The sequence below is a fragment of the Cognatundibacterium squillarum genome (assembly GCF_014652435.1).
In the GTDB taxonomy this organism is placed as follows: domain Bacteria; phylum Pseudomonadota; class Gammaproteobacteria; order Burkholderiales; family Burkholderiaceae_D; genus Undibacterium; species Undibacterium squillarum.
Genome location: NZ_BMYU01000002.1, coordinates 532,626 through 556,269, shown reverse-complemented (window position 1 = coordinate 556,269; position 23,644 = coordinate 532,626). Strand labels below are relative to the sequence as shown.

The following is a 23,644-nucleotide window of genomic DNA, read 5'->3' as shown; positions in this document are numbered from 1 at the left end:
AGAAAATTAATGCGTTTAGCAACTGTGCTGGCGATGCCCGTCTTAATGGCTGCATGTGCACATCCGATTACACTGAAATCCGATCTGGAAAGAATTCCATCGGTACAAGCCCAGCAAAAAATTCCAAAAAGCGTTGGGTATTACATCGAACCGATCCTGCTGGCAAGTGAAGTGACGACGCCTGGCGGCGGTGGTGATAGTGTGAAATATTTCCCATATCAGGATATTGAGCCAGGATTTTATAAAGTGTTGTCTAATGTATTTAAAGACGTCAACCGCTTAAAATCTGCTCAGGATGGTGAAGCGATCTCTAAGTACGACATTTCTTTGATCTTCACACCATTACTGCAAACGAGTTCCTCCTCCTCCAGCGCATTGACTTGGCCACCGACGAAATTTGCAACTCAACTGACCTGTAAAATCACGGACAAAAATGGGCAGTTAATCCTTGAGAAAAAAATTACGGGCGATGGTGTAGCACAATTTGAGGAATTTGCAAAAGATCATTCTTTAAGTGCACGTCGTGCAACCGAAGACTTGTTGAAAAAATTGCAGAATGAACTGCTCGAATCGCCAGAATTAAGAAAATAAAAGTTTCATCTGGAAATTTTTATTCCGGGATAAAAGACAGCCTGAAAATGGCTGTCTTTTTTTTTGCCGTGAATAGTCCGGTTCAGAAATAGTCAATATTTGTATGTAGTTAAAGTTAAGGGTTCTGCCGACCTGATGTAGCGCAAATTAAGAGCAGTATCTGGTTCACTCAGTGATCTGATTCTGATTTCTTTGCACAGATCAAGGAATTCCGTTTTGCAGCGGCATAAGGTGGCTGCAGCGGAACTTACTTCTTGATGATGTATTCATCAACTTGCGCGGTAGTGGGTTCCTGTTTCGTTCTAAATCTGAGTCGAAAGGGAAGAAGATGACATCTCACTTTAAACACCGGGCCTTATCTGTTGTTGCAGGTTTGTTAACCGGAATATTCATGGCAGGATCTGCACTGGCTGCTGATATTCCGGCCAAAGCCGCTGTTAAAGACAGTGCCTCTGCCAAATTGCCGGTGATCCGCGCGCAGCTCACCAGTCCACCGTTCGTACCACCAGCCACTAACCGCAAATCGCCTGCGAAGGTGATTGTCGAGCTGGAAGTCATCGAAAAAGAGATGGCGATTTCCGAAGGTGTGAAATACATGTTCTGGACTTTCGGTGGCTCAGTGCCCGGCAGTTTTATCCGTGTGCGTCAGGGCGACACCGTGGAATTCCATCTCAAGAATCATCCAAGCAGCAAGATGCCGCATAACATCGATCTGCACGGCGTGACCGGTCCGGGCGGCGGTGCCGCGTCCAGTTTCACTGCGCCTGGTCATGAATCGCAATTCAGCTTCAAAGCCCTGAATGAAGGTCTGTATGTGTACCACTGTGCGACAGCACCGGTGGGGATGCACGTTGCGAACGGGATGTATGGTCTGATTCTGGTGGAACCACCGGAAGGCTTGCCAAAGGTAGATCGTGAATATTATGTGATGCAGGGCGATTTCTACACCACCGGTAAATACCGTGAAAAAGGCTTGCAACCATTCGATATGGAAAAAGCCATCGATGAAAAGCCGACCTACGTTTTGTTTAACGGCGCAGAAGGCGCGCTGACCGGCGAGAAAGCTCTGACCGCGAAAACCGGTGAAAAAATCCGCTTATTCGTTGGTAACGGTGGTCCGAATCTGGTGTCCAGCTTCCACGTGATCGGTGCGATTTTTGACAAAGTCCGTTTTGAAGGCGGTACCAATATCCAGAAAAATGTACAAACCACGCTGATACCTGCCGGTGGCGCAGCGATTGTGGAATACGACACCAAAGTACCGGGCAGTTACGTACTGGTGGATCACTCCATCTTCCGTGCATTCAATAAAGGTGCGCTGGCAGTAATGAAAGTGGACGGCGCTGAACGCAAGGAAATTTATTCCGGTAAAGAACTGGATTCCGTGTATCTGGGTGATCGCGCACAGGCCAATCTGAATGCGGTGACGGTTGCGACCAACTCCGCTGAAAAAGGTACGCTGACGCTGCAGGATCAGATCAATGCCGGTGCGCAGTTGTATGCCGGTACCTGTTCTGTCTGCCATCAGGGTAATGGCGCTGGCTTGCCGGGCGTATTCCCGCCGCTGGCTGCTTCAGATTACCTGAATGCCGATCATAACCGCGCTGTGCGTGCTGTCCTGCACGGCCTGAACGGCAAAGTCACGGTTAACGGCAAGGAATACAACTCGGTTATGCCGGGCATGAGTCAGCTGAACGACGATGAAGTCGCCAATATCCTGACCTATGTGCTGAACAGCTGGGATAACAAAGGTGGCAAAGTCAGTGCGGATCAGGTCAAAGCGGCACGCAGTAAAGCGCCTGCAACGAAAGCCGAGGCACACTGATGTGCGCCATCAGGCAAAGTACAACAGCAGCCGCAGCAGCCGCTTGCGGCTGCTTGTTGTCAGCACTGATGCTGATGCCTGCGGCAGCTGGTGCAGCAGAGTTGGCAGATACGGACCTCAGTCCGTATCTCCCTGTTGCCGGTGGCACATTTAAGAGTGTGCTGTCCGGCACCGGCTTGCAAAGCGAGATCCGCGTATCCGGCTTTCTGATGCGGCGCGACCCGGTCAGTCAGCAGGATTTTCTGCAGTTTGTGCAAAAAAATCCGCAATGGCGCAAAGACAGGATTCCCTCACTGTTTGCGGATAAGGCGTATCTGGCGCAATGGCCAGCGGCAGACAGTTTCGGTGCTGCTGACCCTGACTCGCCGGTTACTGGCATCAGCTGGTTCGCAGCCCGCGCCTACTGCCAGTCCGAGCAGGCACGCTTACCGCGCTGGTATGAGTGGGAACTGGCGGCCGCTGCCGATGAAACCACAACCGATGCACGCGCCAGCGCCGCATGGCGTTCCCGCATCCTGAACTGGTACGGGCAAAACGCGCAATCAGCGCAGACACAGCAATCTTTCCCGCCGAATGTGTATGGTCTGCGCGCTTTACACGGACAAATCTGGGAATGGGTAGGCGATTTCAATGCCTTGCTGATCAGCCCGGACAGCCGTACACAGGGTGACCCGGACAAACTGCAATTTTGCGGTGCCGGTGCGATCAGCTTACAAAACAAAGAAAACTACGCCATTCTGATGCGGGTGGCTTTGTTGTCGTCACTGACAGCACGCAGTACCACCGCCAGTATGGGTTTCCGCTGTGTGCGGGATCAGAAAGGAATACCATGAAATTTCACCGACAATTGCGCTGCGGTTTGCTGATGCTGGCGCTGTCCGGCGCAAGTACACTGACTCTGGCGGCGGAAAATACCGCAACACCAGCGGCCGCGTCTGCAACACGCATCACAACTTCAGCCAGCACAGCAACTGCGTCACAGTCATGGCCGGAAGATTCGGTCTATCAGCTGGATCTGACACTGCAGATACAGACAGGCCAGCAAGTCCCCTTATCGGTGGATGCGGGCAGTCCGGTGCTGGTCAGCATGTTTTATAACTCTTGCGAATACGTCTGTCCTATGCTGATCGAAACACTGCAAATGACAGAAACTGCGCTGACGAAACGCGAACGCGCGAAATTAAAAATGATGCTGGTCAGTTTTGATCCCGCACGTGATGATGTCGCCGCGCTGAAAAACATCCAGCGTCAGCGCCGTCTGGATCAGCGCTGGACCATTGCCCGCAGCGATGAAGACAGCGTCCGCAGTTTGTCGGTTGCACTCGGCATTCAGTACCGTCAGCTGGAAAGCGGAGAGTTTAATCACAGTACCGCGATTATTCTGCTGGGTCCGGACGGCCGTATTCTCGCCAAAACCACCAAATTGGCGGATACCGATCCGGCCTTTATCAAAGTATTGAAGCAAACGCTGCAGGCCACTGGTAAGCAGGGCGGAGCAAAAAGCAAACCCGCCGCGAATGCCGCACCCTGAGATGTTTTCTGCTGCCTGAGCTGCGGGATGTGCGGTGTGCAGCTCAGTGCTTACCTTTTAGTTTTCACTTTTCTGGCTGGAAGGCGCAGGTACCGTGGTGCTCTCACTATCCAGCGCCGTTTCCGCCCAGTCATCGCCCCAGGTTTCGCACGGATGCTGTGTACGTTCGGCACCGTTGCCGCAGCGCATTTCGCCGGCTTTGCAATACAAATCGCAGCCCCAGCAAATCCGCTCAGGATGGGCAGGGCGTACAGGAAAAGTTTTTTTATTCACGATCTTGCCTGACGCAGTGACTTGATTCGCCAGCCTAACAGCCAGCCTGTGCGCTGTATCTAGCTCTTCAGGACTAGTCCGCGCAGCGAATAGGCGACATCACAGGATTCTTCGATAATCAGTCTCACAGACTTTGTGCTGTCTCAGAGGCTGTCTTTCGCTTATTGGCAGCATACAGCCTGCGACGCGAGTGGCGTTGTGACTGTGGAGAACATCATGCATGCTTTAGAGCGCCTGATCGATGGCTTTCAGAAATTTCAGACGCAGTATTTCGATGCGACGCCGGAACTGTTCCGGTCTTTGCAGGAAGGGCAGCGCCCGACGACCTTGCTGATCGGCTGCTGCGATTCGCGGGTAGACCCCGCGCTGTTGCTGGGTATTGATCCCGGTGAAGTGTTCACGGTAAGAAATGTTGCGAATCTGGTGCCGCCGTGCGATCCCAGTCAGCATTTTGCCGGTGTGACTTCGGCCATCCAGTTTGGCGTGGAACAGTTGCAGATCAGCCGCATTATCATTATGGGTCACGCACGCTGTGGCGGCATACGGGCGCTGATGGAGCAGCGCTTTACCGGTGAAAGCAGTTATGATTACATCGGCCGCTGGATACGCATCGCGCAACCCGCGCGTGAACGTGTCCTGCTGCAAATGCCATCGGCAACGGCGGAACAGCAACAGCAAGCCTGTGAAATGGGCGCGATACTGGTGTCGTTAAAAAATCTCGCCAGTTATCCGTGGATACGGGAACGCATGGAGCAGGGAAGTTTAACCGTGCATGGCTGGTATTTCGATCTGAAATCCGGTGCGCTGTTAGCATATTCTGAACGTGCCGATGCCTTTTTACCTCTGGTCTGTCCGGTTCAAACACAAGTCAGCACATGAAAGTTTTAGGAATTTGCGGTCATTCCGGCAGCGGAAAAACCACGCTCATCGAAAAGCTGCTGCCGCTGCTGCGTCAGCGCGGTTTGCGCGTACATGTCATTAAACACAGCCATCATGATGTGGTGTTAGAACCACCGCAAAAAGACAGCTCACGTTTTCGCGCTGCCGGTGCGGGCGATGTGATGCTGGTCACACCGTATCGCTACGCCATCATGCATGAATTACGCGATACGCCGGAACCCTCGCTCAGTGAATGTCTGCACAGACTCAGTCCGGCAGATCTGGTGCTGGTGGAGGGCTTTAAGCGCGAGCCGATACCGCGTCTCGAAGTGTATCGTCCGGCCAACGGTAAGCCTGCACTGTATCCGCAGGACAGCGGCATACTGGCGGTTGCCAGTGATGTGACTGCGCCGGAAGCAGCGCCGCACTGGCTGATGCTGAATGATACCGATAAAATTGTTAACTGGATATTTGACAAAATTTATGCAAACCATTGAACAGACCCGCAGCGCGCTGCAACACTTACCTGCTCCGGCATTGCAGACCGAGTCGCTGCCACTGTTGCAGGCAGTCGGCCGCATTGCCGCAGAACCGGTACTGGCTGCGTTCGATATGCCGGCGTTTGATAACAGCGCGATGGATGGTTTTGCGATTGCATTTCATGCGGATACTAGCAATACCGAATTTCATCTGATCGGCACGGTCTTTGCTGGTGATGCGCAGACCATGCATTTGCAACCGGGACAGGCTGCCCGTGTATTCACCGGTGCACGCCTGCCGGAAAATACCTCGGCAGTTGTGATGCAAGAACAATGCGAATGGACAGACAGCACACTGCAGATTCAACAGTTACCAACAGTGGGACAGCATGTACGCCGCACCGGCAGCGAATTGCAGAAAGGCAGCACGATACTGCAACGCGGGCAGATCATCAGTCCGCTGCACATTGGTTTGCTTGCCAGTCTGGGCCACGCTGAACTGATGGTCTTCCGCAAATTGCGGGTGGCGGTGTTATCCAGTGGCAACGAACTCTGCGAACCCGGTCAGCCTTTAAGCGCAGGCAAAATTTATGATGCCAACCGCCCGCAATTGCTGGCGCTGCTGCAAGCCTGCGGTATTGAAGCGATTGACGCAGGCATCGTGTGCGATGACCCTGTGAAGATTGAAGCACGCCTGAAAGCCAGTCTGGCGCAAGCCGATGTGCTGATCACCTCCGGCGGTGCATCGGTCGGTGAAGCAGACTGGATGCGCGAAGTGATTGCAGGGCTGGGCCAACTGCATCAGTGGAAAGTCGCGATCAAACCGGGTAAACCGTTTGGCTTTGGTACGGCGCTCGGAAAGCCGGTGCTGATGCTGCCCGGAAATCCGGTTTCAGCGCTGGTAACGCTGTGGATGATTGCGATGCCGTGGCTGCGCACTTGCAGCGGCGCGGCGTGCGCCGACATGCCGCAGCGTCGGGTAAGACTGGTGGATGCCGTCAGTAATCACGATCAGCGTCCGCATCTGATGCGCGCCACGCTGACATGTACGGAGCAAGGCTGGCAGGCAACGATACTGCCGCAACAGGGTTCAGGCGCACTGAGTTCGCTGGCGCAGGCAGATTGTCTGGTGGAAGTTCCGGCACAAACCAGCTATGCCGCCGGAGACAAGGCACTTGCATGGTTGCTGCCGCAGCCTGGCATGAGCACGTTTTAGTCCGCAACAGTTACCGGCAGAAACCCGCGCCGACTGTAGCGCGCGGATGCAGCACCGCCTTTGTTATGATGGCCGAGTACCCTTGCACTCGGAGAACTCAGGTGACCATACACATCAACCAAACCGCCCACTTACCCGATTTCATCCGCCTGAATCAGCGCTGGATACAGCAGTATTTTCAGCTGGAAGCTGCCGATCATGCACTCGCGGCTGATCCGGAAAAAGTCATCCGCGACGGCGGCTACATCTTCAGTCTGGAGCACGAAGGAAAAATTGCCGGTGTCTGCGCCTTATTCCGCGACACCCCGCAACGCATGCAACTGGCCCGCATGGCGGTCGATCCCGCATATCAGGGTAAGGGCTTCGGCTGGCAACTGATGGAATTCGCGCTGAATTATGCGAAAGATGCCGGCGTCCAGTCGGTTTATCTGCTGTCCAACACTTGCCTGAACGCCGCGATCAGCATGTACGAAAAAGCTGGCTTTCAGGCCATCTCCAAAGACCAGCACCCGGTCTACGCCCGCTGCAATATCGTGATGGAAAAACAGCTATAAACCCGCTTCCGGCTTTACACCCTATGCAGCTATCCGCATCTGCCATTTCCGGAGAGCCGGACTTTCTGCCGACGACCGCCGGGTTGCTGTGCTGAAAGCCGCATTTGGGTGGTTTTCGGGCGTTTCTGAGCATGTTCCGGTAGTTCGTGACCGAGCGGAGTGGTATGTCTGTCCGCGTGTCGTGGCGCAAGCCGGTGTTGCAGGGATACGGATGGGCGGTGCTGGCGGGTGGTCTGGTTGTGGCTGTTGTGTTTTCTGGTGTTTTTGGCAAAAAAATATTTCTGTGCGAAATTGTTTGTGTTAGCGTGTGTTTTTCGTTGTCAGACTAAAGCGGGGAGGCGGTTATGCAGCGGGTAACGGGGTTTGGCGGGGTGTTTTTCCGGGCGAAAGATCCGGTGGCATTGCGTGCATGGTATCAGCGTCATCTGGGCGTGGATGTGCAGGGCTGGGGCGGTGCGGTGTTTCCGTGGCCGTCCGATGCTGATCGTGCGGAAGGTGATGGCACGATCTGGTCGATAGGCGGTGATGATCATGCTGCTTTTGCCGGTTCGGCGGTACCGTTTGTGATCAATTATCGTGTTGCAGATTTGCGTGCTTTGCTGGCTGTACTGAAAGAAGAAGGCTGTGATGTGCAAGGCGACGCGATTGATTCAGAGTTCGGATTATTTGGTCGTGTGACTGATCCGGAAGGCAATATGATCGAGTTATGGCAGCCACCGGCGTGATCCAGAATACCGGTTTTTGTAAATTTGTTTTTTAAGATGAATTGTTGAAATTCATGCTTTAAATCGTTTGTGTCGTCTAACTGGCTGGATGTTTATCCGGTCATTGTTGAGTTGAATAGGGAGTTTGCGGTGCTGATGCTGTCTTCTGCGATTGTGTTGCTGATTGGTGTTTTGCATATTTATATTCTGGTGCTGGAAATGTTCCTATGGGATAAGCCTGCGGGTTTGCGCGCTTTCGGCAATACGCCGGAATCGGCGGCCAAAACCAAAGTGCTGGCAGCGAATCAGGGTTTGTATAACGGTTTTCTGGCAGCGGGTTTGCTGTGGGGATGCTGGCTGGGTGCAGATGGCTACGCAGTGAAAACGTTTTTCCTGCTGTGTGTATTCGTAGCCGGTGTATTTGGTGGTATGACAGCCAGTAAGAAAATTATCTTCATTCAGGCAGTTCCGGCTGCGCTGGGTCTGATTACACTGAATCTGGCCTGACGCCAGCGAAAAGGAGGGCGTATGCAGGCAGTGATTGCATCTTCAGGCTGGAACGCCATCGCAAAAGATGGCGAGACCTTCAGCCTGCAGCTCGATATCGGATTACCGTATCAGGTGCAGGGTGTGGAATTTGAAGAGTGGGCTTGTCCGGTCAGCCTGACACCTTTGTTCGGGCGGCTGGCGGATATCCACGGTTGCGATGCTGTGCATGCGCTGGCGCTGGCCATGGGGCTGGCGCGCAATCTGATACAACAGTTTTTGCAGGATGGTGGTCGTTTACTGGCCGATGACGGCAGTCTGCTGGCGATCGAGCACATTCTGCCTTGTGAGTCTGCGTTTAAAAATGCAGGGGGTTGAGGAACAAATCAGTTCCTGATTGCTTCGCTGCAGCCCGTTAACAGGACGGCTGCAACACAGGGCTTCTCAATGCTGACAGGCCGCGCTAACATGTATTCAGGCGGTATCGCATGCCAGCCAGGCATTGTATGCTGCCTGCTTCCCGGTTCATATTTTTGCAGTCAGACAGGTCAGGCCTGTTATCCGAAAGAGCAGTAATGGCTGAGATTATTTTTCTGGTGCCACTGATTGCTTTGTTTTTTGCGTTCCGCCATAACGCAGCGTGGCTATTTCTTTACGTCTATTTGCCATCGCTGCTGCTGTTTCCCGATACCTTTCATACACAGATGACGGGCTTGCCCAAACTCAGTATCAATCAGGCCATGATACTGGGCATTATTCCGTTTGCGATTCAGCAATACCGGCGTTTCTGGAAGTGGACGATCACGGATTTGATGGTGATTGCACTGATGATGTGCATGTCTTATTCCGAATACGCAGGCAGTAACATCAATGATGCACGCAATCTGACGGTAACCATGTGGTCGGCAGCCTTATTTCCCTATGTGCTTTGTAAGCTTTGCTTGCTGGCTGAGGATATAGAGATTGCGTTGACCAGGGTATTTGTCGGTCTGATGGCAGTGGTGACGTTTATCTGCATTTATGAGGCGCGGTTTGGTTTTAATCCGTTTATTGCGTTGCTGCAGCCATTTTTCCCCGGGCAGGGTATGGGCTGGGTGACCACCTTTCGCTACGGCTTTGCCAGAATTGCCGGGCCGTTTGCTCATGCAATTCTGGCGGGCATTATGATGGCAATGACGTACAGGCTGCATCGCTGGTTACAGTGGGGAGGGCACTGGGACGGACATTTGCACTTGTTAAAGCGTTTGCCCTGGGATCCTGCCAAAGTTCTGACAGTGCTTTTTTTTCTGGGAATGGTCATGACGGTTGCCAGAGGACCGTGGCTCGGAGGTGTTGCCGGTGCAATGATCGTATTCCTGAGCCGTACCAAAAATCGTCGCCGTGCATTATGGATCTTGCTGGCTTTGGTGCTGGTCTGTGTGCCGGCGCTGTACGTTGGTTTTCAGTCGTATCTGGATATACAGCCGGGCATGAAAATGACGATGTCGCAGGAATCTGCGATGTACCGTAAAGTGCTGATGGAAAAATATATTGATATTGCTATCGAGCATGCTGTATTTGGCTGGGGCAGAAACACCTGGCCTAAGGTGCCGGGCATGGAGTCAATTGATAATTATTATTTGCTGCTGACCTTAATGCATGGTCTGAGCACCATGCTATTACTGGTTGTACTGATGTTGTCGCTGAGTGTGCGTCTGGTGATCCGTGGTATGAAAGAGTTGCCGGGAGCTGCCTCACTGGCAATGACACATGCCGGTATTATCGTGATGGTGGCAGTATCGCTGGTGACGGTGTATCTGGGGGAACAGGTAATTCCGGCGGTTTTTCTGATTTTCGGGTGGGCCGATGCGTGCCTGATCCGGCCTTACCGGCCGCAGGATTATCTGCCCGCTACCGAAGCGCAGCCTGAACATCAAGTGGACGATTCAGCTTTTCCGGGTAAACGCATTATTCAGTAATGCCATGTTGCAGCTGCATCGCCTGAATTTTTATGCTGTGCTTTTGCGGTCTTCGGTGACGCTTTGCTGAATTTGCGTCAGGCAAACTGCAATTTGCGCAAATTCCTGCTGCATCATTTGCAGCACCGACAGAGCATTGGCGTCATTCGTGTCACGCAGTGCAGCACGCAGTTGTTCCAGTTGTAATATCAGTTTATTGGCTGAAATATTGGCAGCAGCACCCAGCAGCTTATGGATCAGGCGCTGAATTTCGGGAAACTGCTTTTGTTGCAGCAGTCGTTTCAGGTCTTCACTACTGTCCTGATACTGGCTGACAAACAGGCTTAACGCAGAGATGGCGACGGCTTGTTTGCCCATTACCCGGTTCAGCAAAGTAGGCAGATCGACAGAGTCTGCATTGCTGACAGACGGTAGCGGACTCGGGGCAGGCCCGGATAAGGTGCTGAACAACGGGCCGAGGTAGCGTTGCAGGCAGGAGCGTAAAGAAAAACGGTCAAATGGCTTACTCAGCACATCATCAATACCATAATCATGACAAGTTTGTATGATTTCGGCGCTCGGACTGGCAGTCAGGGCGACAATCGGAAAATCCCAGCCGGCTGAGCGAAGTATCTGTGATGCTTCGATACCATTCAGCACCGGCATTTCCAGATCCATTAATATCAGTGCGGGTAAGGCTTGTCTGGTGTCGTAAGCTTCACGCAGGCTCAGACACAAAGCTTCACCGTTGGGAAAAAAGCGTGATTTCAGGCAGTGACAGGACAGTAAATGTTCTATCGTGACCTGATTGACCATGTCGTCTTCGGCTACCCAGATCAGATCGGCGACTGACAGCGATTCAAATACAGATGCTGTCTCGGGGCAGGGTTGCCGCAGCAAGCGGGGGGGATTTCCGGTTTTCATGAGTAGTATTGCTCCAGCTGTATGATACAGACGTCAGGTAAAGGTGTCAGATAGCGTACTTCAGAGACCGACTGCTGAATAATAAACAGGCCATAGCCACCATCTTTGTCACCGCTGAGATCGGGGACAATTTCGGCAGGTGGTTGGTAAGGCGTGCCGACATAAGCCAGTTCTGCCATGATTCCGCGCCCTGTTCCTGACAGTTTAAAAAATAAATTCTGGTCGTTCAAATGTGGAGGGCTATGACGTAAAACATTAGTTGCTGCTTCGTAAGTGGCCAGAATCAGCGCATGGGTTTTCATTTCATCCAGTGCCGCGCAGTATTGCAATATTTTTTCGCGCAGCATGCTGAGTTTGGTAAGGTCCCAGCTGAATTCATGCCATGCTGGTGTTTCTACTGGATATTCACTGTGCGTACAGGTTACAGGCAAATGCTCAAGCTCGATAAAGATAGCAGTCTGATCGTCAGTCAGTACCGGATTACCACTGAACAGTCGCAGTGTGTTACGCAAATGTTGTAAGATCAGTGCCGGCGGCAGACTGGCCATTTTTGCTTTTATCATAAATTCAGCCAATCGCTGTTCACCGAAATCTTCGTTTTTACCATCCTTGACTTCAGTAATACCATCCGAGTAGGCAAGCAGAGCATCACCATGCTGTATAGGGATACTGATCTGTTTATAAATCTCGTGCTCGATCACGCCAATAGGCAGATTATCGCCAAGCAATTGCCGGGTCTGATATTCTCGATTGCGCAGCAATACGCCGGGTGTGTGACCGGCATTCACATAGCTGAGGCACAAATTCTTCAGATCAAAGCGATACAGGGCCAGCGTCACAAAAGCATTCAGGCTGATAAGGCGGCTGGTCAGCGTCTGATGTATATGGTTGATGATATGCTCCGGTTCCGGCAGACTGATACCATTGCTTTCCACCAGAAGTTGCACGAGTGCTTCGTTATAGCAGTTCTTAACGCCGGCACCGATCAGTGCTGCCGGAATTCCCTTACCCATCACATCGCCGACCAGCACTTCAAAACAATGCTCGCTGTAGCGGTTAAAAGCAAAAAAATCGCCATCCACGCCTTGCGACGCTTCGCTGAATGTGGCGATCCGGGTATGACGCAGATAAGCAGGGGGTTTTCCCCACAGCATATTTTTCTGAATTTCAAATCCGGTTCTTAATTCTCTGCGACGCAACGCAGCGAGCGAGTGTTCAGTTTGTTTCTGATGTGTGATATCAGTTTCTATCGAAATATATCGTGTCGGTTCGGTTTCAGAAATCCAGGGAACTATTGTGGAGGCAACCCAGTAAAGACTACCGTCTTTCTTGCGATTGGCTATCTCGCCATGCCATACCTGCCCTTTGCGCAGGGTTTGCCACAACTGGTGATAAAACGCGTCATTCTGAATACCTGATCTGAGCACAGAATGCTTGCGTCCGATCAGCTCTTGCTTGCTGTAGCCACTGATGGACAAAAATTTCTCGTTAGCGTAAGTGATATTTCCATCAAAATCCGTAATGCTGACAATGGAATGCTGATCAACAGCGTAACGCCGGAATTCCAGTTCGCGCGTTAGCTCCCGTAGTAATGAAATACCCCACGCACTCTCCGACGCAAATTGTTTTTGCTGACTGATGTCGCGCAGCTGCATACTGAACAAAGTGCGGTCACCGGATACAAAATGGCTGACTCTGACATCAACCGCAGTTTTGCGCCCATTTTGTTGTTGAATTTGCCATTCATTGGTCTGATACTGTAATTGCTTGTCGAGGAGCAATGTCAGCACAGGACGGGTCTCTCCGGAAGTGCAGAACAAAAAACTGGTCACAGACCGCTGTGACAATTCATTTTCAGATAAGCCGCAAAGTTGGCGAAATGCAGCATTGCTGTACAGTATGTTTCCGGACGAGTCGCAGCACACCATACTGTCGCAGGCAAACTCCGTCATTGCTGCGAATATAGTCTGTTGTTCCTGATTCCCGGCAGCAGTTACCGCAGTTTGGCTGCAAACGGGGGACAGTGGCTCATTCATGCGTACGCTCCTCCGTCGGCGGATTTTTCATAACCGGCATCCGCCATCATCGCATCTTAAGTGTTTGAGGTGGTATGCCGGCAAGAGGATACTATTCAGTCTCAGGACTTGTCCGCATCACAAAGTTCGATATCTGCGATCGCCTCGTCTCGGTTTTCATAAATAGAAAACAGGCGGTGCATACGAACCAGTTCAAACAGAGCCAGTACAGGCTTGGACAGGCCAAAAAGCCGTAAGTCGCTGTCACGTGTGGTCAGACTACGGTAACAGGTTAGCAGCGCACCCAGACCAGAGCTGTCGACAAAAGAGAGCTTACTCATGTCGATTAAAACATGATCAGCACTTTCCAGTACTGGTGTGACTTCTTCCCGGAATTTTTTGATATTTCCCGCATCCAGACTTTCGCATTGAAAAGAGATAATAGCGATGCCGGATTTCAGTTCTGTGGTAATCAGATTCATAGTGGCCTCCTGTCGGGTCGGTATTGCGTTTAAACAAAGCTGACACACTCGTCAGGCAGAGTGGAGCGCTGTTTTTGCGCCCCAGACACCTGAAAGAAAATAGGAAACGATGCGGTATTTTTCCCTGATGCTACTACGTCTTGTCGATTTTATGTCAGCAAAAAATGCAGTCTCATTGGTAATGTCATTTTCGGACAAAAAAATGGCTTCATTCAGAACACCAACGCGGTGTTTCTGGTACAGGCTTTTCCACTCTGGCGGCAACAGAACAAGTTCGGTTTCTGAACGATGTGTCAGTCCGAACAGTGCCATTTTTCCACGAAATACCTTCGGTAGTTTTTCCTGAATTTCCACCAGTTTCTGAAGCTTCGGCGGCAGATCGCGGCTGGAAAAATGCTTTAAATAGAAACTGGCGGGGGTGCTGATCAGCCACAGTGCAATTCCGGCGCAGCGTTCGCCGACAGTGATACCTACGGGCATCGTTTCCTCAACCGCACCAAGAATTTCGTAGTCATTTTTCGGAATGGACACCTGATGATCAGCCTTCAGAATTGCGGATGGTGTGACATGCGCATCACGAATCAGTAAGCTCTGTCCAAGATAAGTGCCGGTCGCAATGCTGCTGTTACTGATCTGGCAGCCCTGACTGATCATGCAGTTGTCTTCGATAATCACGTTCGGCCCGATCTCGCAGCCGGCACCGATCAGGACATTCTGACCGATGTAGACGGGTTGAATGATGTGAGCATCCGCTGCAACCTGGCTCAGGCGCGGTGATTCGCCAGTATGTGGTTTCAGCATATGACGCTGAAAGATTTGGTGCGGCAAATTGATAATGTCGCTGGCACACGCACTACTCAGTGGTGCATGATCTTTATAACGGCAGAGGTTGTGATCCGCGATCATCGCTTCTTCCAGTGCTGCTCGATTTGCAGATACTTTCAGCAGTCGTGCTGCTTCAGATGCAGGCAATCTGGCCCAGCCGGACCAGCACACCACGCCTTCGTTCAGATAGCAGCATACATGGTCATCGTCCAGCACATCCTGCTCATGTAACAGAGTGTCGGCACAGGCAAGCGTGATCTGGCCCTGCTGAGTTTGCAGCATATTCGCCACCAGACGCAAAGGCGTGCCTTGCCGGCATGCGTAGGTGTAGCGAATACTGACGCCCCAGCGTGTCCCATCAGCGAGAAAATTCCGGTGCGAAGCAGGAAAATTACCCAGTACCACCAGTATTTGTCTGTATCCGCTGTCTGCCAGTCTGGCGATGATTCTTTCCAGCATGGGTTTGCCGCCAGCCTGCATCATCGCTGGATCAAAATCAGATTCCGCCAGGATGTGATCCTGTGCTGGCCAGTGATCAAGCACTACAGCATCAAATGAAGTATTCATTTCAGACTCCCTTTACCAGTGTGTCTCTTTTCAGTGATTACACGATGCAGGAACACTATGTTCCCGATCAGATACCGTCTCCACATACGTTGCGGCTCCTGCAGAAGGCGGAACACCCACTCTAACCCGAGTTCTCGCATCCATTGCGGTGCACGCGGAATATTGCCGGAATAAAAGTCAAACAGTCCGCCAACCCCGATTCCTATGCAGGCTCCTGTATCTGCCAGATGCTGTTGTAACCATAAATCTTGCTTGGGTGCGCCGAAGCCAACCAGCAGGATGCTGGCCTGACTGTTCCTGATGCTACTGATCACCTTGGTGGTATCTGCCTCGCTGAAGTAGCCATGTTGTGTACCGGCAATTTTCAGACCCGGGAAACGGAGTTGCAGGCACCGCGCCATTTTTTCTGCAACCCCGGGTCTTGCACCCAGCAGATAAACGGAGTGATGCGTGTTTTCTATCGCCTTACACAGCGTCGGTAGCAAGTCTGTTCCGTTCAGATTCTGGCGCACTTCGCGACCCAGTAAGTGTCCTGCAATCCGCATTCCTATACCATCCGGGCAAACCCAGTCAGCCTGGCACAGGCAGTCTTTATAGTCTGCTTGCTTACAGGCGATGTTCACACAGTCCGGGTTAACAAAGGCGATGCGGGTGCGGCACTGCATACGCAATGCAAGCATTATTGCGCTGACCAGTTCATCCTGTGACAGATTAATAAAAGGAATTCCGGCGATTTGTTCCTGTACCCGGTGTCCAGTGCTATTCGCACCGTACAGGCTGGTCAGCATATAGCGCAACAATATCCCGGCATCATGGCGCAGGCTGCGGTTTAACAGATATTCTTGTTCGGTTTCTGCTTCCGACTGAAAAGCAATATTCATACGTACTTTTAACGCGTATGCCGAAATCACTCCGGGTAACACGTCGTATCTGCCGGATGGCAGGCTCAATTCCAGTGCTTCTTCCTTACTGCACAGGCGCGGCCCTACCAGGTCACAGTGCCCGCGCATTATCAGTAACAGTGCTGGAAATGCGTCGGCGCGTACGGCAGTCAGCAATTGCCTGAGCTTGGCGGGCAGGGCGGGATTGATGATTAGCGCAGTAATCATCAATTGGTTTTTGCCTGCATATTGTTCAGACCTGCGGATGAATAGCGGCAGCGAACCGCTCAGGATTCTTATGGGTAGGCAGGCCAGCGACATCATGAATACCACTGGTACTGTCAGGCAGGCTTGCAACAGATATTTGCAGAGCGTGCGGAGCTGCAGTCGCAAAGCGGATTTCATCAGTATGCTCCTTTCCCACTGATTACAGCCGGCACTGTCAGGAACAGAATTTTCAGATCCAGCCATAAGGACTGATTGTCGATATATTGCTGATCCAGCAGTAATTGCTGTTCAAATGCCAGATCCGAACGCCCGCTGATTTGCCAAAGACAGGTCAGGCCCGGACGTATATTCAGACGTGAGCGGTCATGAGTGCAGTAGCGATCGACTTCGCTGACCAGCGGCGGACGCGGGCCAACAAGGGACATATCACCTTTCAGCACACACCAGAGTTGCGGCAATTCATCAATACTGGTTTTGCGTATCCAGCGCCCGACTGGCGTGATGCGTGGGTCGTTTCGCAGTTTGAACGTCAAATGATTCTGATGCTGATTTTTGCTTTCGAGTGCGCTGCGCTCTGCCGCAGAATGTATGCGCATAGAGCGAAACTTCGGAAAGCGAAAGCTGCGTCCGTGTCTGCCTACCCTGTCTTGCCAGAACAGTACAGGTCCTTTGCTGTTGACTGCGATTGCTGCGGCCGTTATCAGAAACAGCGGGCTGAGCAAAATCAGACCACACAGCGAGCCGCAAATATCCATACTCCGTTTGATCAGCGCAGACAATTGCGGGCGTAAATTCCAGCAAAAGGTTTGGAAACGTACCCGGCGAAGACGTGAAGTACGCAAGCCGGGAGAATTGGCGACGTTGATAAATTGTTCGAAATGAGATTTCATGATAACTCCCGCTACTTTGCTGATACCCGTTCAGCGTCAGTGACGCCACGGTGCATACACCGTGACAGGCATACGTTTCAGATCCGTACTGCCGGCTAGTGGCAACTCTCGCAATCGACTCCATTTCCAGGCATCTTTGCAAATTTCGTCCAGACCGAACTGAACTTGCCATTTCAATAAATTTTGTGCCTTACTGCAATCTGCCCAGGATGCTGCCAGATCGCCGGGACGGCGCGCGTGTATCTGGACAGGAATTTGCAATCCGCTAACTTTTTCGAATGCATGTATCATTTCCAGCACGCTGTAACCATGACCGCTACCGAGATTGAATACATGGTTTCCACCGTGCTCATTCAGAAAGTCGAGCGCTGCGACATGGCCACTGGCCAGATCCATGACGTGAACATAGTCACGGATGCCAGTGCCATCGCGAGTTGGATAGTCGTCGCCAAATACCGGCAGGCAGGTTTTTTTGCCTTCAGCTATCTGGCACAGATATGGCATCAGATTTTGCGGAGCGCCTTCAGGCGACTCACCCATTCTGCCGCTGGGATGAGCCCCGGCCGGGTTAAAGTAACGCAGTCTCACGATATTCCAGGAAGGATCCGCATGATGTACAGAATCCAGAATCTGTTCCACCATTGCCTTGCTGCAACCATAGGGATTTTGTGGCGCAAGCAGCATATTTTCCCGGGCACCACCTGCATCTGCAGGACTGTACACGGTGGCTGATGAACTGAATATCAGGGTTTTGACGCCATGACGCTGCATCGCATCCAGTAAGACTACGCTGGCAGTTACATTGTTCTGATAGTAATACAGCGGTAATTGCATAGACTCGCCGACGGCCTTTTTGCCGGCGAAATGAAATACAGCGTGCAGAGGTATTTTTTGGAACAGTTCGTTAAGGAAGGGCGGATCGTTGATGTCACCGTAAACCAGGCGCGGATAATGCCCGGTGATTCTGGCAATCCGGTCGACAACTTCCGGGTTACTGTTGGAGAAATTATCTACAATAGTAACCACGTGCCCGGCTTCTGCCAGCGCGATGCAGGTATGGGAGGCAATGTACCCTGTGCCGCCTGTGACCAGAATATTCATCTTGAATTCTCCTTCTCTGTATGGGCAGTATGGTTGCCGTGATCAGGGAATCGTTTCGAGATTGCAAAATCGCTGTAAATTTGCCGCTTGATTTGATGAATTCAGTTTGCATCAGAATGTAAGCTGAATTGCTTGCCCGCGTGGAAAAATGGTGTTAATTTTTCTGTAAGTACAGTTGCTGCCAGTCCGGTGGCGGAAATATTTATCTATACCCGGAATGGAGGTCGTATGCACATTGGAATACTGGAAGATGACCTGACTCAGATTGAGTTGTATAAACTGTGGCTCAGTACTGCCCAGCATACCTTTGCCGTGTATCAGACGGTTGGTTTGTTTTTGGATGCACTGGCGTCCGGTAATAAGTTTGATTTGTTGTTACTGGATCGCGAATTACCCGATTCAAATGGCGAAAAAGCGCTGGAATGGGTCAGAGAAAATCTTGGCTGGGAGCTTCCGGTAATTTTTGTTACTGCAGACGGTGGGGAAGTGAATGTTGTCAATGTGCTACGTAAAGGAGCCGATGACTATATTGTGAAGCCTCCTGCATATTTTGAACTGATTGCCCGTATTCAGGTATGGGCGCGACGCGCGAAATCACCGGCACCGGAGCTGGTCAGAATCGGTAAATACGAAATCAATTTTGTGAATCGTGAGATTCGCCTTCAATCCGAGCTGATTGAATTAACTCAGAAAGAGTTCGAGCTTGCAGTGTATATGCTTCAGCATCCTGGAAAATTATTATCACGTATGCTGTTGCTGGAAGCAATCTGGGGTGTGCAGTCCATGATTGATACCCGTACGGTCGATACCCATGTCAGTCGTATCCGTCGCAAACTGAAAATTTTCCCGGAAAATGGCTGGGAAATTATTTCTGTTTATGGCTATGGCTACCGTATTGACCAGATTGATCTGCCTGCGATATAGGCTTCGCCGCTTTACTTTCCCCCTCAGTTCTTCGCATTTCCCCTTTTCCTTAGTTACTCACCAGAATTTCATTGTCCCGAACCTTACGCGGGTTTTGCTAAGAGTTTTCAATTCCGACACAGTCCCTATTCCTGATTTCCTCTAATACAGTCATCGGTATCGTACTCGTCCGGAGGAAATATGAAAGCTCTGATACTAGCTGCCGCAGGTGATCTGAATGTCGCCCCTTTGGATGGATATATTGCAAAGGCGATGCTGCCCGTGGTTAACCGTCCGCTGCTGGAACTGGTACTGGATCACGTACGCTCTTATTGTTTTCGCGACATCATTATCAGTACCAGCCATCTTGCCCCACAGGTTGAAGACTACTTCCGCGACGGACATCGCTTTAATGTTCAAATAGCATATTCCTTTGAAGGGCACCAGGTGAATGGTGCAACCATTGCGAGCACGGAGGGCACTGCCGGTGCTGTCAGAAAGATTCATGAGCATTCCGGTTTTGTCGATGAAACACTGTTGATCATGCCCGGTGATGAACTGAATCTGGTCGATCTGAATGACTTTTACAGCCAGCATAAGTCAAACGGTGCTTTGCTCAGTCTGGTTGTAAAGCGGGTTAGCAACGAAGAAGCACGGCCGGAGTGTTGTGTCAGGCTGAATCGTTGGGGGCAATTACAGGCCTGCGGTGCTCAGGCATGGTGTCCTACTACCAAAACACAGTTAGTCAACACAGGTATTTATTTGCTGGAACCGCAGATACTGAACTGGATACCTGCCAGTGGATTTGCAGATATCAACGATGACGTTCTGCCAGCGCTGATGGAAGCGGGGGTACGTGTTACCGGATCCGATGCCCCGTTTCAGTCATTTCAGATTCACGGTCTCCGAGATTATCATCGGCTCAGTATGATGTGTTTGCTCGGCTTCATGCCGTTTGACCTGCGTTTCAGTAAACAGATAAACGGTCATATCCGGATTGGCAGTCATGTCAGGATGCAGGCAGACAGAGTGACTTGCACTGGGCAGGTGTTTGTAGGTTCAGGATGTGCAGTCGCAGATAAAGCGCAGTTGCACGGTCCGCTGATTATAGGTTCCGGATCTGTGATTGAGCAGGGGGCTTTTCTGGAAAACAGTATTTTGCTGGATCACACGCTGATCAGCGAAGGCTTGCATGTCAGAAATAAAATTATAGGCCCGGGATTCTGCTTCGATATTAATGGTTCCTTGCTGGATCAGCGTCATTCCGATATCGCATGGCTGTTCCGCGATGCCAGAGAAAAAGGTTTCAATCCGGATCCGACTCAGCGTCAGATCCTGCATCAGACCTCTGGCATCAAGCTTCCCTTATTTGTGTGAGGAAAAAATGTCTTCTCGTGCCGACACGCTAAGTCAGTTGCCATCACTGGGGATTAAACCTCTGGTGAGCCTGATACGGCACTGGAAGCTTGCGTTGATCATTTTTTTTATCGCAGGTACAGCAGGTATTCCCGTAATTCTGGTGAAAGGTGTGCCTAAATACATGGCAACTGCGACCTTACAGATAGCACCGCGCTATATGAAGAATATTAAGGAAGACCAGGAGCTGGATTTTCAGTCCAACTCTCAATACCGGCAGTTTCAGGAGCACCAGGCCAAGAGCGTGACACGGCAAGATATTCTCGAAGAAGCTTTAAAAAAAACCGAGGGTCAGCATAGTTTTGCACTGAAATCTGAAAGCCGTCGCCGTACTGCCGAACGTTTGCGTGAGCAATTAATGGTTGTTGCTGTGCCGGATACTTACATGATGCAGGTCAGCTTGTCTGGGTCTAAGAAAGAGGGCATTGCAACACTGATTAATGCTGTTGTAGAAACTTATTTGCTGAAAATGCGCGAAGAGCAAATGTACGGATCCGATGAACGCGTCAGAAATCTGGGCACACGTCTGGCGGAGACTTCAAAAATCATCGCAGATAAAATTAAACGCAGAACCGAAATTTCGCTTGAACTGGGTATGACAACCTTTCACGAAGCGGATGGAAATCCTTACGATAAATTACTGATGAATACCAGGGCAGCGCTGGCCGATGCCCGCAACACACGCTTACTGGCAGATGCGAGGCAGGCGGCATTTGAGCAGAACGGTGAGACAGATATTACGATCCGCTCCGTCAGTGAAAATGTACTCGCTGACCCAGGCCTGAACAGCTTTAAATCCGGTGCAAACAGCAGAAAGGCGACACTCCTGAGTACGATTTCCGGTCTGAGTCAGGATCACCCGGCATATCAGGCTGCCATGCAGGAAATTCGTGAAATTGAATATGAAATTAAAAAACAATCAGACAATCTTTCGTCTCAGGTGAAGCAGAGCATGTCGCAGCGTTACAAAATGAACGCTTCGCAGGCGCTCAGATATGAGCAAGCGCTGATTAAAGTTCTTGAAGAGCAGGAAGAGAGTTCCGCTCGTTTCGCACAATTGTTTAACGAAGCGGTTGCACTTAATTTTGATATAGAGCATCTGAATAAGGAAGTTGAAAAATTTCAGGATAGATTGAATTTTTTTGCTGACGAACGGACTGCGCTTGGCTTTGTTCGACTAGTTACACCAGCCATGGAACCTGAATTGCCATTTGGGCCTGGAAAAACAAAAATCGCGATGATGGTATTGATCTTTGCGTTGATAGCCTCTCTCAGTACGCCTGTCATCATTGATTTGATGAATCGCAAAATTCAGACCGTCAATGAAGCAGAGAAATTGCTGGGTCTGCCTTCGGTGGGTTGGGTTATAGAGCGCAAGGATCTTGCAACCAGAATGTTTGCAGAAGATCAGATACGCAGAATTGCCGCCAGCTTGCTCAGGGATCAGAAGAATTTTGAGACTTCGGTGTTCGCCTTCACTGGTGTGAAATCAGGCGGCGGTTGCAGTCAGATGTTGATCGACATTGCGCGAGCGCTTTCTCAACTTGGTTTTCCGGCGTTGATTGTAGAGGCAAATACTTATCACCCGGATCTGCGATTTGCAAGTAATAAGCCAGGTGTCAGAGACTACTTGGAATCCGGAGCTTCCTTAAGCGACATGATTTCCCCGGCAACAGAGACGATTCCGGCACATATTGGCATAGGCGGTACATCACAGATTCTGCATATGAATCGCATTGACAGAATGAAACTCTTACTGGACGAGGCTAAACAGCGTTATCCGATTATTCTGGTTGATTTGCCACCTTTACTCCTGTCTGCAGATACAGAGCTATTGCTCGACCATGTAGGACAAATTTTACTGGTTGTCGAAGCCAATAGTACAGGGCAAGGTGAGCTCTCACGCGCAGCCAGAATACTTAAAAAATCCAGCGTGAATGCTATCGGATTTCTGGTGAATCGTATTGAGGCACTGCACGGTGGTGGCTATATCCACGAGCTACTGGTGGAGTTTGTCACTCAGCGCAAATATGAAGATTTTAAAAGTATGCCGGTCTGGAAGCTAAAACTGCAAATGATGATGCCGGAGCTTTTTTATAAAGCAGCTTTCTTCCGAAAGCTGAAGTTGAAGTGGCAGAGTCGGGAAAGTGGTAAGCAACAGTGAATCGGCAACGATAAATCTTGGCGGAGAGTGTGATGAATCTCTTTGATTATTTTGAAAAAATATACCTGATCAATTTACCTGAGCGTACTGACAGGCTGAAATACAGTCTGGCAGAACTGAAAAAAATCGGTATCAGTGCACAAGACAGACGCTTGCAGGTTTTTCCCGGTATCCGGCCAGAGAATGCAGAACGCTTTCCGGGGATAGGTGCAAGAGGATGTTACCTGAGTCATCTTGGCGTTCTGAAAGACGCGCAGAAACTGGGTGTTTCGCGGTTTCTGATACTGGAAGATGATTTTCAGCTTTGTCCCTCTGCTTTGCTGTCGCAGATGGCCCTGATAGAGCAGATTGAGCAGACATCATGGGACTTTCTGTTCCCCGGTCACTCACATCCTGGGCATCGTCAGAATACAAGTGCTGCGGAAAGCAGTTTACTGAAGTGTGCTCTTCCGCTTGAGTGTGCACATTGTTATGCGATCAGTCCGCATCTGCTTCCGGAACTGATTACTTATTTGGAAGCCTGTATGCAGCGCATGCCCGGTGATCCGAATGGTGGTCCTATGCACATCGACGGTGCTTATTCATTGTACCGGTTGCTGCATCCGGAACTGCGCAGTTATGTCGTGACCAGTTCTCTGGTCAGACAAAGAAGCTCGCGCAGCGATATCACGCCGAATCAGTGGTATGACAAAGTGACCGGGATAAAGCAGTGTGCAGCAGCATTTCGTGCACTGAAAAACTGGCAGTGGCAACTGCGCGAAAAATAAGTAAAC

At 50.9% G+C, this 23,644-nt stretch carries 24 protein-coding genes; 16 read left to right on the top strand and 8 right to left on the bottom strand.

Annotation, left to right across the window (positions count from 1 at the left end; all coding sequences use genetic code 11):
* Positions 1-9: 9 nt before the first annotated feature.
* The 4 genes from IE092_RS06680 to IE092_RS06665 all read left to right on the top strand — a co-directional run bounded on the left by IE092_RS06680 (position 10) and on the right by IE092_RS06665 (position 3,947).
* Positions 10-591, top strand: a complete 582-nt coding sequence (locus tag IE092_RS06680; protein WP_189356248.1) for a hypothetical protein — start codon at positions 10-12, stop codon at positions 589-591.
* A 328-nt stretch (positions 592-919) separates the two neighbouring features.
* Entirely contained in the window at positions 920-2,416 is a 1,497-nt protein-coding gene (gene nirK, locus IE092_RS06675; RefSeq protein ID WP_189356247.1) for a copper-containing nitrite reductase, read from the top strand.
* A complete protein-coding gene (locus IE092_RS06670; RefSeq protein ID WP_373295321.1) occupies positions 2,416-3,249 on the top strand; it encodes a formylglycine-generating enzyme family protein in 834 nt (277 codons plus the stop codon). The genes nirK and IE092_RS06670 overlap by 1 nt, the downstream gene beginning before the upstream one ends.
* Positions 3,246-3,947 carry an SCO family protein gene (locus IE092_RS06665; RefSeq protein ID WP_189356246.1) on the top strand — a complete coding sequence of 234 codons (702 nt, stop codon included), beginning with the start codon at positions 3,246-3,248 and terminating at the stop codon, positions 3,945-3,947. The genes IE092_RS06670 and IE092_RS06665 overlap by 4 nt, the downstream gene beginning before the upstream one ends.
* Before the next feature lie 57 nt (positions 3,948-4,004).
* On the opposite strand, the gene IE092_RS06660 is transcribed toward IE092_RS06665, so the two are convergent.
* Complete coding sequence (locus IE092_RS06660) at positions 4,005-4,223, bottom strand: DUF3079 domain-containing protein (RefSeq protein WP_189356349.1); 219 nt, start codon at positions 4,221-4,223, stop codon at positions 4,005-4,007.
* A gap of 213 nt (positions 4,224-4,436) precedes the next feature.
* On the opposite strand from IE092_RS06660, the gene IE092_RS06655 reads away from it, so the two are divergent.
* From IE092_RS06655 to IE092_RS06620, 8 genes are all read left to right on the top strand, one after another.
* Positions 4,437-5,099 (top strand): carbonic anhydrase, encoded by a 663-nt coding sequence (locus IE092_RS06655; protein WP_189356245.1) that lies wholly within the window; start codon positions 4,437-4,439, stop codon positions 5,097-5,099.
* Positions 5,096-5,596, top strand: a complete 501-nt coding sequence (gene mobB, locus IE092_RS06650; RefSeq protein ID WP_189356244.1) for a molybdopterin-guanine dinucleotide biosynthesis protein B — start codon at positions 5,096-5,098, stop codon at positions 5,594-5,596. The genes IE092_RS06655 and mobB overlap by 4 nt, the downstream gene beginning before the upstream one ends.
* The gene (locus tag IE092_RS06645) at positions 5,583-6,794 is read left to right on the top strand and encodes a molybdopterin molybdotransferase MoeA (protein WP_189356243.1); all 1,212 of its coding nucleotides are present in this window, start codon (positions 5,583-5,585) and stop codon (positions 6,792-6,794) included. Before mobB ends, IE092_RS06645 begins: the two co-directional genes overlap by 14 nt.
* 101 nt (positions 6,795-6,895) lie before the next feature.
* Complete coding sequence (locus IE092_RS06640; RefSeq protein ID WP_189356242.1) at positions 6,896-7,348, top strand: GNAT family N-acetyltransferase; 453 nt, start codon at positions 6,896-6,898, stop codon at positions 7,346-7,348.
* A gap of 344 nt (positions 7,349-7,692) precedes the next feature.
* The gene (locus tag IE092_RS06635; RefSeq protein ID WP_189356241.1) at positions 7,693-8,073 is read left to right on the top strand and encodes a VOC family protein; all 381 of its coding nucleotides are present in this window, start codon (positions 7,693-7,695) and stop codon (positions 8,071-8,073) included.
* A gap of 135 nt (positions 8,074-8,208) precedes the next feature.
* Entirely contained in the window at positions 8,209-8,559 is a 351-nt protein-coding gene (locus tag IE092_RS06630; protein WP_189356348.1) for a DUF1304 domain-containing protein, read from the top strand.
* Positions 8,560-8,580: 21 nt separating this feature from the next.
* Positions 8,581-8,916 carry a hypothetical protein gene (locus IE092_RS06625; RefSeq protein ID WP_189356240.1) on the top strand — a complete coding sequence of 112 codons (336 nt, stop codon included), beginning with the start codon at positions 8,581-8,583 and terminating at the stop codon, positions 8,914-8,916.
* Positions 8,917-9,113: 197 nt separating this feature from the next.
* Positions 9,114-10,496 (top strand): O-antigen ligase family protein, encoded by a 1,383-nt coding sequence (locus IE092_RS06620; protein WP_189356239.1) that lies wholly within the window; start codon positions 9,114-9,116, stop codon positions 10,494-10,496.
* Between the two features lie 30 nt (positions 10,497-10,526).
* Here IE092_RS06620 and IE092_RS06615 read toward each other — a convergent pair whose 3' ends face one another.
* From IE092_RS06615 to galE, 7 genes are all read right to left on the bottom strand, one after another.
* Complete coding sequence (locus IE092_RS06615; RefSeq protein WP_189356238.1) at positions 10,527-11,399, bottom strand: response regulator; 873 nt, start codon at positions 11,397-11,399, stop codon at positions 10,527-10,529.
* Positions 11,396-13,435, bottom strand: coding sequence for a SpoIIE family protein phosphatase (locus IE092_RS06610; protein WP_189356237.1), 2,040 nt, complete (start codon positions 13,433-13,435; stop codon positions 11,396-11,398). Before IE092_RS06610 ends, IE092_RS06615 begins: the two co-directional genes overlap by 4 nt.
* 101 nt (positions 13,436-13,536) lie before the next feature.
* Positions 13,537-13,896 carry an STAS domain-containing protein gene (locus tag IE092_RS06605; RefSeq protein WP_189356236.1) on the bottom strand — a complete coding sequence of 120 codons (360 nt, stop codon included), beginning with the start codon at positions 13,894-13,896 and terminating at the stop codon, positions 13,537-13,539.
* A 51-nt stretch (positions 13,897-13,947) separates the two neighbouring features.
* Positions 13,948-15,288: a hypothetical protein gene (locus IE092_RS06600; RefSeq protein WP_189356235.1), complete on the bottom strand. Its 1,341-nt coding sequence runs from the start codon at positions 15,286-15,288 to the stop codon at positions 13,948-13,950.
* The gene (locus IE092_RS06595) at positions 15,285-16,397 is read right to left on the bottom strand and encodes a WecB/TagA/CpsF family glycosyltransferase (RefSeq protein WP_189356234.1); all 1,113 of its coding nucleotides are present in this window, start codon (positions 16,395-16,397) and stop codon (positions 15,285-15,287) included. The genes IE092_RS06600 and IE092_RS06595 overlap by 4 nt, the downstream gene beginning before the upstream one ends.
* Before the next feature lie 176 nt (positions 16,398-16,573).
* A complete protein-coding gene (locus IE092_RS06590) occupies positions 16,574-17,287 on the bottom strand; it encodes a sugar transferase (RefSeq protein WP_189356233.1) in 714 nt (237 codons plus the stop codon).
* 36 nt (positions 17,288-17,323) lie between these two features.
* Positions 17,324-18,388 carry a UDP-glucose 4-epimerase GalE gene (gene galE, locus IE092_RS06585; RefSeq protein WP_189356232.1) on the bottom strand — a complete coding sequence of 355 codons (1,065 nt, stop codon included), beginning with the start codon at positions 18,386-18,388 and terminating at the stop codon, positions 17,324-17,326.
* A gap of 228 nt (positions 18,389-18,616) precedes the next feature.
* Here galE and IE092_RS06580 point away from each other — a divergent pair, with 228 nt between their 5' ends.
* The 4 genes from IE092_RS06580 (at position 18,617) to IE092_RS06565 (ending at position 23,638) form a co-directional block, all read left to right on the top strand.
* A complete protein-coding gene (locus tag IE092_RS06580; protein ID WP_189356231.1) occupies positions 18,617-19,312 on the top strand; it encodes a response regulator transcription factor in 696 nt (231 codons plus the stop codon).
* A 180-nt stretch (positions 19,313-19,492) separates the two neighbouring features.
* Entirely contained in the window at positions 19,493-20,668 is a 1,176-nt protein-coding gene (locus IE092_RS06575) for a sugar phosphate nucleotidyltransferase (RefSeq protein ID WP_189356230.1), read from the top strand.
* Between the two features lie 7 nt (positions 20,669-20,675).
* Complete coding sequence (locus tag IE092_RS06570) at positions 20,676-22,871, top strand: GumC family protein (protein ID WP_189356229.1); 2,196 nt, start codon at positions 20,676-20,678, stop codon at positions 22,869-22,871.
* A gap of 32 nt (positions 22,872-22,903) precedes the next feature.
* Positions 22,904-23,638, top strand: coding sequence for a glycosyltransferase family 25 protein (locus IE092_RS06565; RefSeq protein WP_189356228.1), 735 nt, complete (start codon positions 22,904-22,906; stop codon positions 23,636-23,638).
* Positions 23,639-23,644: the final 6 nt, after the last annotated feature.

Coding starts and splice junctions, on each gene's coding strand:
- IE092_RS06645 (WP_189356243.1), top strand. CDS start 5,583: ATGCAAACCATTGAACAGACCCGCAGCGCGCTGCAACACTTACCTGCT.
- IE092_RS06665 (WP_189356246.1), top strand. CDS start 3,246: ATGAAATTTCACCGACAATTGCGCTGCGGTTTGCTGATGCTGGCGCTG.
- IE092_RS06600 (WP_189356235.1), bottom strand. CDS start 15,288: ATGAATACTTCATTTGATGCTGTAGTGCTTGATCACTGGCCAGCACAG.
- IE092_RS06605 (WP_189356236.1), bottom strand. CDS start 13,896: ATGAATCTGATTACCACAGAACTGAAATCCGGCATCGCTATTATCTCT.
- IE092_RS06580 (WP_189356231.1), top strand. CDS start 18,617: ATGCACATTGGAATACTGGAAGATGACCTGACTCAGATTGAGTTGTAT.
- IE092_RS06635 (WP_189356241.1), top strand. CDS start 7,693: ATGCAGCGGGTAACGGGGTTTGGCGGGGTGTTTTTCCGGGCGAAAGAT.
- IE092_RS06620 (WP_189356239.1), top strand. CDS start 9,114: ATGGCTGAGATTATTTTTCTGGTGCCACTGATTGCTTTGTTTTTTGCG.
- IE092_RS06570 (WP_189356229.1), top strand. CDS start 20,676: ATGTCTTCTCGTGCCGACACGCTAAGTCAGTTGCCATCACTGGGGATT.
- IE092_RS06565 (WP_189356228.1), top strand. CDS start 22,904: ATGAATCTCTTTGATTATTTTGAAAAAATATACCTGATCAATTTACCT.
- IE092_RS06610 (WP_189356237.1), bottom strand. CDS start 13,435: ATGAATGAGCCACTGTCCCCCGTTTGCAGCCAAACTGCGGTAACTGCT.
- mobB (WP_189356244.1), top strand. CDS start 5,096: ATGAAAGTTTTAGGAATTTGCGGTCATTCCGGCAGCGGAAAAACCACG.
- IE092_RS06680 (WP_189356248.1), top strand. CDS start 10: ATGCGTTTAGCAACTGTGCTGGCGATGCCCGTCTTAATGGCTGCATGT.
- nirK (WP_189356247.1), top strand. CDS start 920: ATGACATCTCACTTTAAACACCGGGCCTTATCTGTTGTTGCAGGTTTG.
- IE092_RS06655 (WP_189356245.1), top strand. CDS start 4,437: ATGCATGCTTTAGAGCGCCTGATCGATGGCTTTCAGAAATTTCAGACG.
- IE092_RS06615 (WP_189356238.1), bottom strand. CDS start 11,399: ATGAAAACCGGAAATCCCCCCCGCTTGCTGCGGCAACCCTGCCCCGAG.
- galE (WP_189356232.1), bottom strand. CDS start 18,388: ATGAATATTCTGGTCACAGGCGGCACAGGGTACATTGCCTCCCATACC.
- IE092_RS06575 (WP_189356230.1), top strand. CDS start 19,493: ATGAAAGCTCTGATACTAGCTGCCGCAGGTGATCTGAATGTCGCCCCT.
- IE092_RS06630 (WP_189356348.1), top strand. CDS start 8,209: ATGCTGTCTTCTGCGATTGTGTTGCTGATTGGTGTTTTGCATATTTAT.
- IE092_RS06595 (WP_189356234.1), bottom strand. CDS start 16,397: ATGATTACTGCGCTAATCATCAATCCCGCCCTGCCCGCCAAGCTCAGG.
- IE092_RS06590 (WP_189356233.1), bottom strand. CDS start 17,287: ATGAAATCTCATTTCGAACAATTTATCAACGTCGCCAATTCTCCCGGC.
- IE092_RS06625 (WP_189356240.1), top strand. CDS start 8,581: ATGCAGGCAGTGATTGCATCTTCAGGCTGGAACGCCATCGCAAAAGAT.
- IE092_RS06670 (WP_373295321.1), top strand. CDS start 2,416: ATGTGCGCCATCAGGCAAAGTACAACAGCAGCCGCAGCAGCCGCTTGC.